The sequence below is a fragment of the Arthrobacter sp. PTI12 genome (genome assembly GCF_056679915.1).
Genome location: NZ_CM155256.1, coordinates 794,421 through 809,876, shown reverse-complemented (window position 1 = coordinate 809,876; position 15,456 = coordinate 794,421). Strand labels below are relative to the sequence as shown.

Genomic DNA, 15,456 nt, shown 5'->3' with positions numbered 1-15,456 from the left:
GGCTTACGACCGGCTTACGGGCAAGCCGCTGATGTCGTTAACCGGACGGTAAGCATTGGCGCTGGTGGAGGCTTGCTACTCAGCGCTAATTGTCGGCCGATTTCATGCGGAGTTCGTCAGCCTCTTCCTCCGTAACGATTCCGACGAGCTCGGCAATCTTCACGACGATGTCTTCTAAGGGCTCTTCGGCCGTGCTGAATCCACCACGCGACGCGAGTGTCGGGGTGACCTGGTCGAGCTCCTCGAACGTTACCCCGTGCATGACTGGTACTAAGAGGCTCCGGCGCAGCAGCGCGCTGAGCTCATTGCTCGCAATGCTGCGGTCTGTACGCAGCTTGTCGAGCATGGCGGGCGTCACCAGCACGATCCCCATGCGCGAACTCACCAATCCACGGTCGATGGCTACTCGCATGTCCGTGCCAGGTCTCAGACTCACCTCACTGAACCACACCGACACGTTTTCTCCGAGAAGCAACTCGTAGACGTCATTCGCGGCCGCCTGACGGTCGGGCCAGGCATGACAGAGGAACACGTCATTCACCTGAGTCCGTAAGACTGTCGCCGCGCGCACAGACGTTAGATCGCGCACCTGCTGCTCCGTATACGAGGCAGTCGACCCGCTGGGCTGCCAAGCCGGGCGGGCGACACCACGTCCCCCGCCCCCGCTACCGCCCGACAGGCTCCCGCTCCTACGTACAGGCGCGGCCGGTGTGGGGTAGGACGGGTACGACCGAGGCGGCGAGTATGAAGAACGTCCATAGCCGGACGAGCATGCAGGGCAATTCGCCCGACCGCTTGCAGTGCGGTGGCCTTCTCTTGGAGCTGTGCATTGAGACATGCGCTGATGATACTTCAGACCTGCGACACCGAGTGCAGCAATGGCCCGTCGGTGCTCGTAAGCCGATCGAAGTAGCTCAGAGGGGTATCGGCTGCTGGTCCACGATGGTTTTCATGACCAATGTTGAGCTGAGAATTTGACTCCTGGAAGGGCTGAGAGTCTGTCGTCGTTGAGACGCTAGGGTGGGCTATTTCCGGACTTTCCGCCCTCCGCGTCACGCTTAGTAGCGGTCAGCGCCAATGCAATCAGTGCGAGCAAGCTGACGCCGTAAAGGATCCCGCTCCAAGGGGCATGGTCCCCTCCGGATGTAGCGAAAGCATCAGCGATGCTCATTCCAGGATTGAAAGATGCGAAGAAGTAGGTCGGTGTACCGAGCACGAGCAGGGTGAGAAACCAACGCGTGATCGTCCAGCGTAGATCTGGAACCTTCACGATGGCGTAGATGCCTACTGCAACGGCTATGGCCGGCCCCAGAACAGCCCAGCCATATACGGGTCCTTCCCGAAGTGGTTCATTAGCTGCGGCCATAGCCGCCTTGATTTCCTCGATTCCTATTCCAGGAACCGCGGCCATTGGATTCCATACAAGGATTTGCATCGCACCGATCCACGCATAGGCGGCGATGGCCACGACCCCTGCCATCACGAGCGGCAATGCACGTCGCTGCTGTCGATCCAGTAGTCTCCCCATCACCACATACTAGTTGCGGCGCTGCTTACCCTCGTCGGTCTAGCAGCCGCGCATCAGTCTTGTCCCACATGTGGGCGAGGGTGGCCACACTCATCGCAAAGTCATGGAGCTTATGAACAGGTACAGGCAATTAGACCCGAAAAGGGCACGGTGGAGGATATAGAAAGCGAGTTGTGTGCTCGTGGTTGGGTCCCTGGGTAGGAGTCCGGTGACTGTGTGAGTTTCGCATCCGATAATGGGTGCAGGAGGAAATTCACAGATTATGGCACGTAGGCATACCCCGGATCAGGTCGTCGCGAAGGTCCGGCAGGGGCAGAAAATGCTCAATGACGGCAAGCCGATGATCGAGGTCATCAAGGAGCTGCAGGTCACCGAGGCAACCTGGTATCGGTGGCTGCAGCAGTACGGTTCCGAGCAGAACGCAGCCCAAACCAAAGCGGTCAAGGACTTGGAGAAGGAAAACGCCCGGCTGAAGCGGTTGCTGGCCGAGAAGGAACTGGCCATCGACATCCTGAACGAGGTGGCTAAGGGAAAATTCTGAGCCCCGAACCTCGCCGCCGGGCAGTGCGCATGGCGGTGGAGAAGTTCGGGGCGTCCGAGAGATTCGCGTGCAAGGTGCTGGGTCAGAACCGTTCCGCGCTGCGCAAGTCACGCCCAGCGGTCAGCTTCGAGGAAGCCCGGCTACGCGCGGCGTTGCGGGCCATCGCCGGGGAGCATCCGGCGTGGGGGGTGGCGGAAGGCCCGCTGGCACCTGCTCGCCCAGCCGGAGTGGGCTGGCGTGGTGCTCAACGCTAAGCGGGTGCGCCGGCTCTGGCGGGCCGAGGGACTGACCTGTAAACCGAGGGCGCGTAAGCGTCGCCGCACCGGGCCCGGCGCCGGGGAGCAGAAGCGGCTGAAGGCCGAGTACCCGATGCATGTGATCAGCTTCGACTTCCAGTCCGATGTGACCTCCTGCGGGAGGCATGTCCGGTTCTTCAACGTCATTGACGAGTACACCCGGACCGCCCTGGCGATCGTTCCGCGCAGGTCCTTCACCGCCACCGATGTAGTCGCGGTGCTGGAGAACATCATCGCCGAAACCGGCGTCACCCCAACCTATGTGCGCTCCGACAACGGACCGGAATTCACCGCCGCAGCGCTGGTCAACTGGTGCGCCACTGCCGGGGTAGATACGGCGTTCATTGACCCGGGATCGCCTTGGCAGAACGGGTTCGCCGAGTCATTCAACGCCCAATTCAGAAGGGAACAACTCACTGGGGAAATCATCGACACCATGGCCGAAGCGAAGTACTTGGCCGACGAGTGGAAGAACATCTACAATCATGAACGGCCCCACGGGTCCCTCGACGGCATGACGCCGAAACAGTACTGGGACATCTGGACGCAGAAAAATCAACTAGCTATCGCATAGCCACTGGACTGCTAACCGGGACCCAATCACTCGCCATAAACTCTGCAGCTTTGCCGCCATCCACCTCGATCTTCAACTCTCAGAACTGTGTGGTACATTCTAGATATCAGACATCGCCCCCCTCTGAGCTTCGGCTCAAGGGGGCGATTTTCATTTGTGCGAAGTACGGTGAGCGCGTGGAGTACACGAAGGATTTCAAGGAGCGCGACGAGTTGCTTCAGCAACTTGAGGACCGCGGCCTCGCCGTTCCGGACCGTAGCGCTGCGCTTAACTTCCTTACACGCGTGGGTTACTTCCGCTCGGGGGCCTACCGATATGTCTTTCGTCAATTGCTCCCGCCTGAAGAGGTAAATGAGCGCCTACGCCAGTACCGCAGAGATGAGTACATTCCTGGTGCTAATTTCGAGCAAGTCATGCAGCTTGAAGCATTCGACTTCAAGTTGGCGCGGGTCTGCTTAGAGGGTTTGCTGGACTTTGAGGTCCGCTTGCGGGCTGCGATAGCGCATACTCTTGCGGCAAAGAACGTAGCTGCACACACCTCCAAGGAGTTCCTTGACAGACAAATCTGTGACCAACTCAGCGGAGACCAAACCAAGTTCGATGCTTGGATGGAAACCTGTCGGGAAGCTGTTCGCTCGGGCGCCGAGGATGAGGACTTCATCGCCCACCACCTACTGAAGTATCCACAGCAGCCGCTGCCCATCTGGGCAGTCACTGAAGTACTCAGTTTCGGGGAGTCGCCGCACACGAGATCGGCCACACCATCGGGCTGGCTGATGTGAACTACCAGACGCTTATGGCCGGAAATACGCCACTCCGTGGAGGGATCTACTACCCCACCAACGACGAGATCACCGGAATTAACAGGCTCTACTGAGGGGGATAAGGACGATGAACAAGACAAAAATAGGTGGCATACTGCTGGTCGCAGGATTGATGCTGACAGGGTGTGGCACCGGACAGAGTAGCGAAGCGAACAAGGTAATGAGCCTTACCCCAAGCTACGCAGAACTGTTCACGACTGTTCCTGGTCTGACTAAGGCCGCCGATGCAGTGGTCGTGGGAACGGTGACCGCATCCGTCGATGCTCCACCTGTGGACGGACTTCCATTTACCAATGCTCTGGTGGAGGTTGAGGAATGGGTGAAGGGCGGCGCGGAAGATAACCAAGTCACCATCCACCAAACTGGGGGCACCCTCGACGGCGTAGCCTTCCTGGATGAGGACAACCCGCTATTAGAGGTAGGAGAGCGCGGTATCTTCTATCTCCAGAAAGTTCCGGCCGGCTATGTAACCCTGAGCGGCCCAACTGGACGAATGACCATTGCCGAAGGCAAAGCACTACCTCTGCCAGCATCCACACTGACCGACATCGGTACATTCAAGGATGTCTCTGCGGTTATCGCCGAAACCGAAAGACTCAGCACCGAATAAGGCCGACGCGCAATAGAGGGGGACGTTATCACCGTGTAGAGGTAACGTCCCCCTTTTGCTGCTTTTTCCAATCTGCCCCATAAAGTCACTACTCCTTGACTGCGTCCAACGGTGGCGCTGGGGCCACGCATAACCGTCACAACAACCCGGCGAGTCATGAAGTGGGGCCAGAAATAGCCGTCCTACCGGGGCCAACTAAACCTGTCACAGCCACCTGACCTCCCGACAACCAAACCGAAGGCCAACTCACGGGTACTCGACCAGCACCTCAGACCCCCTAACTTGAGTTCCCACCTATCGAGGCTTCAGTTTTCTCGAACCCACGGGGGACGGAGGCGTAGCGCAAGCTCGGGCCCACCTCGTCACACTCGAGCTCCATCACGGTGCGCTTCTCGCCTTCCTTGGTGTCATAGGAGCGGGACCGCAGCCGGCCCTGGGCGATGACACGGGCTCCCTTGGTAAGGGTCTCGGCGACGTTCTCAGCCGATTCACGCCACACCGAGCAGCGCAGGAACAAGGTTTCCCCGTCCTTCCATTCATTGGACTGCCGATCGAACGTGCGCGGCGTGGAGGCGATGGTGAAGTTCGCTACCGCGGATCCACTCGGGGTAAAGCGCAGCTCGGGGTCTGCGGTGAGGTTCCCAATGACGGTGATGATGGTTTCGCCTGACATGATGATCAACTTGCCTCTCGTGGTGGTTGTGGTGTGTCGTTGCTGCGGTGAGTATTTGAGTAAATGAGTGTTTGAGTGAGTCAGTTCTTGGGTACGTTTTATTCGCTGGCATCCAGGGCGATGACCTGCTTGATCTTGGTCGGGTTAAGTCCTGACCAGTGATCTTCACTGCCGCCCTTGTCATACACGACGACTGGTGCCTGGGAGTAACCGAGTCCGCCGTCTGCAGGATCACCGGTGACGTACTCCAGGGCGTGCGTGTTGGTGGTGATGTCCACGGCGGTGAACGTCACGCCGGCTGCGGTGAACAGCTGCTTCGTCTTGTCGCACCCAAAGCACCCGGTGGGCTTGATGTAGATGGTCAGAGTCATAACATTCAGTCCTCGGTTTCGTGGTGGTGTTAGTGAGAGTCAACTGCTGTACTGCTCGGTCCTTGTCCCTCCCCGACGCTTCTATGCCTGTCAAGCGGCTGGAATCGGGTGCTGGCGTGGACCAGTGGAGAGGCGGCTTAGGTGACCGACCAGCTTCCCCTCCCCCGTTGTTTTGGCTGCTGGCGAAGCTTGCGGAGCTGTGGCCGACGGAGGCCTGTCTACCCGCAGGGCAAGGGGCAGGAAATTCCCAGAGGAAATCAGCGACGAAGGAGCGCCGCAGGGACATTTCCTGCACCGCAGGCCCCGACGAAGGAGGGGCTAGACGGCCGGAGCGGACACGTACAATCCGACAGGACAGCAGCCAAAACGTCGTAGATAGAACAGGGTCAGAGACGGCTAGCCCTGCGGAGCCGGCACTGGCCCCACCACAGCCGGGCGCGCCAGCGGACGCCCTTTTCCTGGTGAGCCCTGCTAACCCTCCATCAGCACCCCGAGTCTCCATTCGGCATTCCTGGCTTCGACAGCCGCGCGCACCCGGTCGCGGGCACTGAGTGTGCGAGTGGCGGTCCGCCGCAGCCGACCCACAGCAAAAGCCGACCACGACGGCGGACCGCCAGCGGTGACCGGCCGGCTTACGGGCATGGCGGGCGAGTGTCGTCAGGCGCTTGGCCGCAGCACTATGGGCCGCTGAAACTATTTCGTGGAAATGTTCGCGCTCCAACGGTATTGCCCCCCCAGCAAGGAACAATGGTCACAGTTCCAATCAGGAGGCAGAAGCTTTGAAAAGGTTTTATGTTGCGTCGAGCTTCAGGAATATCGTCAACGTCCGGCACGTCGCGCAAACCTTGGAAAGCAAGGGCTACGTCAACACGTACGACTGGACCCAGAACGCGTTGACGCGCGATGCGGGCACACTCACCCTAGAGGACCTGCGCTCCATCGGGCAGCATGAGAGAGATGCAGTGATAGGTGCCGACGTCGTCGTGATCCTGCTTCCAGGCGGGAAGTCCACGCATGTTGAGCTTGGCATCGCGATCGCCCAAGGCAGAAGAACAATCCTGCATTCGCCGGACGAAGTCATCAACAACCTGGAGACCACGAGCACGTTCTACCACCTACCTGAGTTGGAGAAGTGCCACGGAACTCTCGACGACCTCATAGCTATGATCGTCGGCCGAGAAGTGACCGTTGCCGCCGTCTGACTCGATCCTGTCGCAGTGAGGGATCGTCGCTGACCGCGATTTTGGCTTAGGTCCCGCGTTAAGCTCAAGGATTCATCGCGTAGGGCACGCCCTGTCTCACTCACCCGGCATTATGGAGGTCCTTTGCCTGGTGCCTATGGCTTCGACTGCTGCGGCGATGCCAAGCAAGACGGCTGTACCGAAAGTAGTACCGAAGGCGACAAGTATCGCCCCGACCGCCCACAGGCCGCCCGAATCTATGGCAGAGGCAGTGCTGATCCATGCAAGCGTGAAGGAAGCAGGAAGTACCAGCAGGGCAACGATAAAATGCAGGAGCCGGTAGGCGAGCCCTACCACCACGATGCCGCACAGGAACGCTGCCACTCCCTGCCATATCTCGTACGGTCCAGTCATTCTTCCGGTAGCCGCGTCGTACTGGTACTCGGTATCCCACCCGAACCAGCCGAACCAGAGCCCTGCTGACAGGAGGGCAATCAGGACCACGGACGACCATTGCTCAAGGGGCGACCAGTCACGGCTTCGGGTCAGGCGCATCCTCCACTCTAAGTCTCAGCCGAATATCGGTTAACCCCGCCACCGAGAGTTCATGCCGCCATACTCCCGCGGCCGGGCCGGTCACTGTCCCTGTAGGAGGATGGCGATGGTTCTTTTGCAGTCACGGGTGAACCACGGTTCTGCTCATGCCTAGCCGCCTCGCGCCTCAGGTTGTAGCTTTCTTGAACAGCCGGACTTCAGCGGCTACTAAACCTAGAGGGGGCTAGCTGGTGAGCTTATTGGGGCTACGCAGCAATAGGGAACGATTCGAGGAGTTCGGCACCCCGCTGCTGAGTCTCCTACCCAACAACCGATTCCTGCTCGACCGAATCAACTGGGAAGGCACAGACACCGACCCGACAGATGTCTCCGAGGTGTCCTACTTGGACTCTTCGCGCACAGACCTACAAGTAAGAATTTCTATCCGGACTTTCAAGAATGGAGGTGTCGTTCGGGACGTCATTGACTCGGGCACCGCCCTTTACCAACACCTGGTGACTGCTTGCGTGAGCCAAATCCTTCCTGCAGAACAGTCCGCGCGCGAAATGCCTCAACGGTTAGAGCAGTTCGCCCGCCGCACCGCCGGCATCGGCTTACGGGACTCCGCACTCGATATAGATGGGGAGAGAATCGACTGTCGAATCGGTAGCTTCGATTTCCTATCGGCGGCGGAAGTCGTCCTCGATGACCGCGTTGCGACCTTGGTCGGTCCAGACGGATTCCTCGAGACACCAATGACGAGTAGATCTCTTCCGAAGCGTTAACAGGGGCCACGTACGTCGTGCAGGGTCGGCCCTCGCCATGGCCTGGTGTTTGTTGCTCTGGATCAGCACAAGAAAGCGTGTGTTGCTGAGCGCCGCTGCGGAATGAGTTTTCATTACTTCCTCACCTTGGGAGTAGATCCTCGACTCCACAGGTAGTATCCGAAGAATGATGACCTCCGGCACCCAGTCAATCTTGCGGTGAGCAACCGAAGCGGGCTCCTCTTCGCGTTTGCACTCATCGAAATCACCACGGCTTGTTCAGGGGGCGGAACCAACGGGCCACTTACAGTCGGAAGCGACTCAGAAACATGTACGCCCACCCCCGATGAAGGGTTCGCAGCGTTCGGTGAAGTGGTCACCAATGACGGGGCGGCCGATTTAATCCTCACCGACGCAAACCTGCTCACCTCACGAGGTCTTCAGCATGAAGAAAGCTACGTCATGCTAATCGAGGGAATGGCGGACTGGAATTCTGGTGCAGTACTTGGAACTGCCAGCACCGTTCCGGCGAGCCCGGCCGAGACTGAAGCCTGGGAAAAGCGGAAAATCCTTGAAGAATTCACTCTGAAACCCGGAGAATCCGCAAACGTCATAGTTACCCTGAGCCTTTCCGACTCGGCCACCAATGGGACAGCCGAAGGCATCCGGATGACGTATGCAAGTGGTAGCCGTAACTTCACTGCTGACATAACCAATAGAATCGTGCTTACCGGTCAGGAGAGCTGCGCATAGCAGAGGAACGACCTCGCCCTCAGGGCTGCTTCAGTTTGCAGTGGCCTATCTAGTTGATCTCGGCCCGGGTGCGTTGAGGGATCGACTAGTGCGGGGAAGGGCACGGAGTTTATTGCGGATTTTTTCTCTGACCGGTTTGAGGTGTGTTTTGGGTGCTCTCCTTTGGTCAGTGTTGGGTAGATGCAGGGAAGTTCACCCTGGTATCCGAATGGGAACCCGAAGATGGGGATCCGTACCACAGACCACACCACGTTCACCGCGATTGATCTCCTCCGCATGTAGCACGAAGTGCTGGGTACCGAGACCGATCAACTGGGCACGGGAAACGAGATAGAGAAGGGCGGAGTGTCTCGGCTGCCCTGCTGCGTCTTCGACGCATCGCAGATGGGTCGCGTTGGCGAGCTTGTGTAAGGCTGGCTTGATGAATGACTCAGTAGAGAACACACTCGATCAGATATACGCAATAACGGTGGAGAGTCCTGTTCCCGGCGTGCGCCTGGTCGGTATCGACGGACCCGCCGGGTCGGGTAAATCCACTGTCGCTAGGGAGCTATCAGCAAAATTTGGGTGGCCCGTGCTGGAGATCGACGACTTCTTCACCTGGGTTAGTTTCGACAGTTGGTGGCCTCGATTTCAGGCCCAGGTAATCACCCCTCTTCTTGACGGTCAGGACATTCGCTATCAGGTCCGAGACTGGGCTGGCGACGAGTTCGGAGAAGGTTTGGCTGGCTGGAAAGAACTTCAGTGGAGCCCAATTATCATTATCGAAGGCGTCGGATCAACTAGGTCGGATGTCGCGACGGCCCTAGCCTGCCGTGTGTGGGTTGACGCTCCCGCTGCGCAACGTTTGGAACGCGGAATCACGCGGGATGGTGAGTCACACCGAGAACTTTGGCAGAGTTACACCCTGCGAGAGAACAACTTTTATGCGGAGGACCGCACAATAGAACGCGCCGACGTTCTGATCGATAGCAGTTCATAACAGGCACTGCGCATGTGGGCCATGAACTGACTGCCCGCCAGACGGGCCTAGCAACAAAATAAGGCACGGTGGAGGATCCGCCGCGATTCGATTCGGGTGCTGCACGGCCTCACATCAGCTCGTCGGGGGGACTGCCCCGGCTTTAGTTGACTCGGGGTCTTAGGCCGCGGTGAGCGCGGACCGGTTGATTGTTTCATATTCGACTGGCGTGAGTTTCCCCAGACGCCGCTGCCGGCGTCGGCGGTGGTAAGACCGCTCGATCCATGTCGTGATGGCGAGGCGCAGATCCTGCCGTGTGAGCCAGCGTTGACGGTCAAGGACGTTCTTCTGCAGCAGCGAGAAAAACGATTCCATGGCGGCGTTATCCGCGCACGCGCCGACCCGGCCCATCGAACCGGTCAGCCCGTGATGACGCAGTGATTCCACGAAACGGCGCGACCGGAACTGGGAACCGCGATCGGAATGCACCACTGTCCCTGCAGGGCGGCGTGCCCGTACGGCGTTCTCCAACGCCGCGACTGCCAGCGATGATTTCATGCGGGCGTCCATCGAGTAGCCAACGATCCTGCCGGAGTAGACGTCTTTCACCGCGCAGAGGTAGAGCTTGCCCTCGGTGGTGGGGTGCTCGGTGATGTCCGTGAGCCACAGTTCGTTCGGTGCTGTAGCGGCGAAGTCCCGTTCCACCAGGTCATCATGAACCGGTGGCCCGGGCTTGCGGTTCAGGCCTCGTTTCTTGGAGAACACCGACCAGATGCCATGGTCCCGGCACAGGCGCTGGACCCTGTTCTCGCCGGCTGTGACGCCCTTTTCTGGGAGTTCGTCGGCGATGAACCGGTACCCGAACGCCGGGTCGTCGGCGTGAATGTCCAGGGCGGCATTGATCAGGTGGGCGTCCGACCAGTCCCGGTCGGTCACCGGGTTGGCTCTCCACCGGTAATAGCCTTGCTTGCTGAACTTCAACACCCTGCAGGTCACCGCCACGGGAATCCCTTCGGCGGCAAGATCCGTGACCAGCGGGTACGTCATTTTGGGTTGATGTCCCTCGCCAGGTAGGCGGCGGCACGACGCAGGATCTCGTTCTCCTGCTCCAATAAACGGTTGCGTTTCTTCAGATCCCGCATCTCCGCGGACTCCGCAACCGCCGGACCAGCGCCTGCATCCTTCCGATCAGCTATCGCCATCCAGCGCTTCAACGTCGTGACCGACAGCCCGAAATCCTTCGCTATTTGAGTTAGCGGGGCCTCGCCCTTCCGGGCCACATCAATAACATCCTGGCGGAACTCCGCCCCATAAGCCGTGGGCATGGTCAACATCCTTCCACGAGCACAAGCTCGCTAGGTCAAGGAGTCAACAAAACCGGGGGCAGTCCCGGGCTACAGTCCGAGTCTGAATAAACTTCGATGAGGCGCGTGGGTGAATCCGGATAACCAGCCGCCGCTAATCCCGCGCGAACATCAGCTCTAACTGCCTCGACGTAGGCATAGCCTTCGAGCCGATACGCGGGTATCTGGCGATCTTCGCTCGAGTCGGACTCCGACAAAATCTTTTTCCATTCCTGCAGCTCGGCAGAAGAAACATCAGATTCCTGAAGCGATTGCAGGGCTATGTTGGATGCCTCTTTGGGAACCTCGTCTGCCAGTGGCTCAAGCCACCAGCGCGCATCACATTGCCCGCTTTGAACTGAAAAACTCTCTTCTCGTTCAGGCGTGCCATACGAAGAACCACACGCCGACAAAAGCCCTACACCTAAGACCGCCGTAGCGAACCTCAATAAAAGTTGGGACTGCCCCGGCTTTAGTTGACTCGGGGTCTTAGGCCGCGGTGAGCGCGGACCGGTTGATTGTTTCATATTCGACTGGCGTGAGTTTCCCCAGACGCCGCTGCCGGCGTCGGCGGTGGTAAGACCGCTCGATCCATGTCGTGATGGCGAGGCGCAGATCCTGCCGTGTGAGCCAGCGTTGACGGTCAAGGACGTTCTTCTGCAGCAGCGAGAAAAACGATTCCATGGCGGCGTTATCCGCGCACGCGCCGACCCGGCCCATCGAACCGGTCAGCCCGTGATGACGCAGTGATTCCACGAAACGGCGCGACCGGAACTGGGAACCGCGATCGGAATGCACCACTGTCCCTGCAGGGCGGCGTGCCCGTACGGCGTTCTCCAACGCCGCGACTGCCAGCGATGATTTCATGCGGGCGTCCATCGAGTAGCCAACGATCCTGCCGGAGTAGACGTCTTTCACCGCGCAGAGGTAGAGCTTGCCCTCGGTGGTGGGGTGCTCGGTGATGTCCGTGAGCCACAGTTCGTTCGGTGCTGTAGCGGCGAAGTCCCGTTCCACCAGGTCATCATGAACCGGTGGCCCGGGCTTGCGGTTCAGGCCTCGTTTCTTGGAGAACACCGACCAGATGCCATGGTCCCGGCACAGGCGCTGGACCCTGTTCTCGCCGGCTGTGACGCCCTTTTCTGGGAGTTCGTCGGCGATGAACCGGTACCCGAACGCCGGGTCGTCGGCGTGAATGTCCAGGGCGGCATTGATCAGGTGGGCGTCCGACCAGTCCCGGTCGGTCACCGGGTTGGCTCTCCACCGGTAATAGCCTTGCTTGCTGAACTTCAACACCCTGCAGGTCACCGCCACGGGAATCCCTTCGGCGGCAAGATCCGTGACCAGCGGGTACGTCATTTTGGGTTGATGTCCCTCGCCAGGTAGGCGGCGGCACGACGCAGGATCTCGTTCTCCTGCTCCAATAAACGGTTGCGTTTCTTCAGATCCCGCATCTCCGCGGACTCCGCAACCGCCGGACCAGCGCCTGCATCCTTCCGATCAGCTATCGCCATCCAGCGCTTCAACGTCGTGACCGACAGCCCGAAATCCTTCGCTATTTGAGTTAGCGGGGCCTCGCCCTTCCGGGCCACATCAATAACATCCTGGCGGAACTCCGCCCCATAAGCCGTGGGCATGGTCAACATCCTTCCACGAGCACAAGCTCGCTAGGTCAAGGAGTCAACAAAACCGGGGGCAGTCCCGTTTCCCCATAATGCAACCGTACTAGCGGCTGCAAGATCGAGCTCCCCGACTGGGCGCTGAGGGATCGAATGCGCGCCAAGGTTCCGGCTCATGACCGTGTTTCATCGTCCCGGCGTCAGCCAGCGAGTCAGGCATCGTCAAGGTGAGTGACGTCCCGGCCTGTATCTCGTAACCTCGTGCTATGGGGAGAATTATTTGGTTCGGAATGATTGCAATCGCTGTAGGGCTAGCGGGGTGTGCAGCCGAACCAGGGGCCCCCATACCCGAATCGACCGTGAAGCAGTCCGTCTCGCCCGGATCGATTGCCGAGTCAGAGATGCAAGGTCCACTTCCCGCGGAGGCAATCACCGCAGAGCAGAGTTCCGTGCCGCAGGATTCGTCCTATCCCTTTCCTAGGGCTGGATGGCTTGATGGAGGCGCTAAGTTCGCCATAGTAATCGCGGGAAGTTCAAGCTGCCCCGCATTTCCGTCGTCGATCGAGGTCGTCGACTCTTATCGCTTAGTTGGTACGGATCGTCGAGAAGCTGCCGCGTGCTCAGCTGACATGGCCCCGCGCACCCATGTGCTGATCACCCCAACAGAAATCGATCGCACTCACGGGGTCACCATTGAGTACAGCGATGGAACAACTGTCGTCTTGCCGCCGCTCTAACGGTTGTCCCGAGCGGGCTGGGCCTCTGACCGATCTCGGGAGCTGAGCCGCGTTCCTGTTCGCCGGTCCGCTTTCTAGGGTGCTGGACAATTGCGACGGTAGTCCTATAGCGTCCTTTTCCATGGGGTTCATGGCTGTCGCGTTTATCGCTCGTATCGCTTTCTGACTGACGAATTTTCCCTTCAATCCAGAAAGCCCACTTTGTTATGAGCGGAAGACTCCATGTCTATCAATATGCCCAAAAACCGCCCGGACCCGGCGGAATCAAAATCAGAAACTGCCTCATTCAGGCATAACCCTCGTTTCCGTGTTCTTCTATCCGCAGTAGCCCTAGGTGCTGTAACAACTGGCATCCTGAATATCGCCACCGATCTGGTCGCAATCTACGCCCTCGGCGCTTCAGCCACCGAGATCGGAATCCTCAACGCCGCCTCGAGCATCTGCTTTCTCGTATTCGGCATTCCGGCCGGGATGCTTGTGGACCGCTTTGACCGGCAAAACGTCATGGTCGCCTCAATGCTCACCGGTGGAGCGTTCATCGGCAGCATCCCCATCGCCTGGCTGCTCGGCGCCTTATCCTTCCCCCATCTCCTCCTCGCCTCGTTCATCGTCGGGCTCACCGGCATGGTGTTCGGGATAGCAAGCGGCAGCGTGCTGCCCGCAATTGTGGCTAAGGACTTCCTTGCCGCTGGCTTTTCCCGCCGGCAGACAGTCGAATCCGCTGCTGAGGTGGCTATGCCTGGGCTGACGGGGCTCTTGATGAGCGTCATCGCCGCGCCGTTCGCTCTGGTTCTAGCTGCCGGCACCGCAATCCTGTCAGCGCTAGCGCTGATTCTCGGGTTGCGCGGACGGGAACCTGCCAGTGAGGTGGAGCCGACTACCCGGAAAACTCCTTTGCGTGTTTCGCTGCGCGAGGGAACCGCTTTCACGCTGCGGAACCGGCCGATCCTGTTGCTCATCGTGTCCTCGGCTCTGCTCAATGTGGGTCTTGCCCTGGGCTCAGCAGTGGAAATGGTCTACTACGTAAGAGCGCTTGCGTTCGATCCTGCGTTGATCGGTTTTCTCTTCTCGATGGCCGCAGTCGGGGGTCTTGTCGGGTCTCTGATCGTTCCATCCCTGGTGAGCAGATGGGGTGAGCGGCGCTCCTTGCTGACCGTGGCCGTTCTCTTCCCATTCCTCGTCGTACCTCTACCATTGGCTTCCATCTTCTTAAACGCTTCCGTCGTTCTTGTCCTCTCCCATGCTGTGGGGTACGGGGCACTCGTCGTTGCGTACAACGCTCTGGCGTTCACCATCCTGGCCCGACTCACACCACCGGAGATGATGGGCAGGCAACAGGGCTTTAGGATCGTCGCCACAATGGGACTCGTCCCGTTCGTCGGCATAATCGGTGGGCTACTCGGAGACAGTTGGGGCCTTACCCAAGTGATGTGGACCTGGGTAGCAATCTCAGCCATCGTGGTGATCCCAGTGCTCCTGCAGCGACACCAATCGGCCAGCTCCGGACATGCAAATGGTTGAACCGACGACAGAGAGTGAGAACCAGGCTCCATTCACTGCAACAGTCGTGCCTGTGCGGACGTTCGTTGAGGGATCGCGGTGGAGCACGGCTCAGATGCGGGATAAGGTCGGCCTGTGGATGCTGGAGCGCTCAACACAATTGTCCTAGGCCTCGTCGTCGCAGGCGTCTTCTTCTATGTGCTGTATGGGGTGGTGCGAGCTGCGGTGCGTGACGGGATACGGCAAGCTCAAACGAAACGCGACCAACTCACGGATCCTTCGGAGAACACAGCGAAGTAACCAGAGCGCGGTGAAGGATCCTGATGATGACGCTCTAGGAGATGAACCAGCGACTCGGACGGAGACCTTCAAGTCTGGCCGCTCGGCCTATAGGCTTCGGTCTACTTGGATCCAACATGCTTGATGATTTTCGTTCCGCTGGAGGATGAATGTTACCTAAACGAGGGCAGGTCTGGACCTATAAGGAACGAACCCGATTATTGGCCCTCCTTGGGGCTATCCCGGTCATTTTCTTCATTGTCGTGGGAATCTATTTCGGTGTTACTGAAGCGAACTGGTTGATATTGGTCACCGGAATAGTAGCGCTGGGAGGACTCACACTGTATTTCGTCAGCAACGAACGAAAGTAC

General features: G+C 59.1%; 14 protein-coding genes and 1 pseudogene. 8 read left to right on the top strand and 7 right to left on the bottom strand.

All coding sequences use genetic code 11. The features are described from left to right. Positions 1–85 precede the first annotated feature (85 nt). Both AC1MBU_RS04010 and AC1MBU_RS04005 read right to left on the bottom strand, forming a co-directional pair. Positions 86–541 (bottom strand): toll/interleukin-1 receptor domain-containing protein, encoded by a 456-nt coding sequence (locus tag AC1MBU_RS04010; RefSeq protein ID WP_479788711.1) that lies wholly within the window; start codon positions 539–541, stop codon positions 86–88. Between the two features lie 474 nt (positions 542–1,015). After that, positions 1,016–1,468 carry a hypothetical protein gene (locus AC1MBU_RS04005; RefSeq protein ID WP_479788709.1) on the bottom strand — a complete coding sequence of 151 codons (453 nt, stop codon included), beginning with the start codon at positions 1,466–1,468 and terminating at the stop codon, positions 1,016–1,018. A gap of 322 nt (positions 1,469–1,790) precedes the next feature. On the opposite strand from AC1MBU_RS04005, the pseudogene AC1MBU_RS04000 reads away from it, so the two are divergent. The 4 genes and pseudogenes from AC1MBU_RS04000 (at position 1,791) to AC1MBU_RS03985 (ending at position 4,373) form a co-directional block, all read left to right on the top strand. Further along, a pseudogene (locus AC1MBU_RS04000) lies at positions 1,791–2,939 on the top strand (IS3 family transposase). A gap of 176 nt (positions 2,940–3,115) precedes the next feature. After that, positions 3,116–3,721, top strand: coding sequence for an Abi family protein (locus AC1MBU_RS03995; RefSeq protein ID WP_479788707.1), 606 nt, complete (start codon positions 3,116–3,118; stop codon positions 3,719–3,721). Next, complete coding sequence (locus AC1MBU_RS03990) at positions 3,718–3,816, top strand: hypothetical protein (protein ID WP_479788704.1); 99 nt, start codon at positions 3,718–3,720, stop codon at positions 3,814–3,816. The genes AC1MBU_RS03995 and AC1MBU_RS03990 overlap by 4 nt, the downstream gene beginning before the upstream one ends. Before the next feature lie 14 nt (positions 3,817–3,830). Then, positions 3,831–4,373 carry a hypothetical protein gene (locus tag AC1MBU_RS03985; RefSeq protein WP_146070920.1) on the top strand — a complete coding sequence of 181 codons (543 nt, stop codon included), beginning with the start codon at positions 3,831–3,833 and terminating at the stop codon, positions 4,371–4,373. 277 nt (positions 4,374–4,650) lie between these two features. Here AC1MBU_RS03985 and AC1MBU_RS03980 read toward each other — a convergent pair whose 3' ends face one another. Next, the gene (locus AC1MBU_RS03980; protein WP_479788702.1) at positions 4,651–5,046 is read right to left on the bottom strand and encodes a single-stranded DNA-binding protein; all 396 of its coding nucleotides are present in this window, start codon (positions 5,044–5,046) and stop codon (positions 4,651–4,653) included. Positions 5,047–5,144: 98 nt separating this feature from the next. After that, positions 5,145–5,417 (bottom strand): glutaredoxin family protein, encoded by a 273-nt coding sequence (locus AC1MBU_RS03975; RefSeq protein ID WP_479788700.1) that lies wholly within the window; start codon positions 5,415–5,417, stop codon positions 5,145–5,147. A gap of 779 nt (positions 5,418–6,196) precedes the next feature. On the opposite strand from AC1MBU_RS03975, the gene AC1MBU_RS03970 reads away from it, so the two are divergent. Further along, on the top strand, positions 6,197–6,619 hold the full coding sequence (locus tag AC1MBU_RS03970) for a hypothetical protein (RefSeq protein WP_479788698.1): 423 nt from the start codon (positions 6,197–6,199) through the stop codon (positions 6,617–6,619). Positions 6,620–6,715: 96 nt separating this feature from the next. Here the strand turns inward: AC1MBU_RS03970 and AC1MBU_RS03965 are convergent, their stop codons facing one another. After that, the gene (locus AC1MBU_RS03965) at positions 6,716–7,153 is read right to left on the bottom strand and encodes a hypothetical protein (RefSeq protein ID WP_479788696.1); all 438 of its coding nucleotides are present in this window, start codon (positions 7,151–7,153) and stop codon (positions 6,716–6,718) included. Between the two features lie 1,115 nt (positions 7,154–8,268). Between AC1MBU_RS03965 and AC1MBU_RS03960 the strand changes: the two genes are divergently transcribed. Both AC1MBU_RS03960 and AC1MBU_RS03955 read left to right on the top strand, forming a co-directional pair. Continuing rightward, complete coding sequence (locus AC1MBU_RS03960) at positions 8,269–8,649, top strand: hypothetical protein (RefSeq protein ID WP_479788693.1); 381 nt, start codon at positions 8,269–8,271, stop codon at positions 8,647–8,649. Between the two features lie 421 nt (positions 8,650–9,070). Then, positions 9,071–9,631 (top strand): uridine kinase family protein, encoded by a 561-nt coding sequence (locus AC1MBU_RS03955; protein WP_479788691.1) that lies wholly within the window; start codon positions 9,071–9,073, stop codon positions 9,629–9,631. A 159-nt stretch (positions 9,632–9,790) separates the two neighbouring features. On the opposite strand, the gene AC1MBU_RS03950 is transcribed toward AC1MBU_RS03955, so the two are convergent. After that, a protein-coding gene (locus tag AC1MBU_RS03950) for an IS3 family transposase (RefSeq protein ID WP_479788025.1) occupies positions 9,791–10,935 on the bottom strand; the annotation gives its coding sequence in 2 pieces (ribosomal slippage) (positions 9,791–10,659 and positions 10,659–10,935; 1,146 coding nt in all). A gap of 507 nt (positions 10,936–11,442) precedes the next feature. Beyond that, a protein-coding gene (locus AC1MBU_RS03945) for an IS3 family transposase (protein WP_479788025.1) occupies positions 11,443–12,587 on the bottom strand; the annotation gives its coding sequence in 2 pieces (ribosomal slippage) (positions 11,443–12,311 and positions 12,311–12,587; 1,146 coding nt in all). 941 nt (positions 12,588–13,528) lie between these two features. On the opposite strand from AC1MBU_RS03945, the gene AC1MBU_RS03940 reads away from it, so the two are divergent. After that, entirely contained in the window at positions 13,529–14,827 is a 1,299-nt protein-coding gene (locus AC1MBU_RS03940; RefSeq protein ID WP_479788689.1) for an MFS transporter, read from the top strand. The last annotated feature ends 629 nt before the right edge of the window (positions 14,828–15,456 follow it).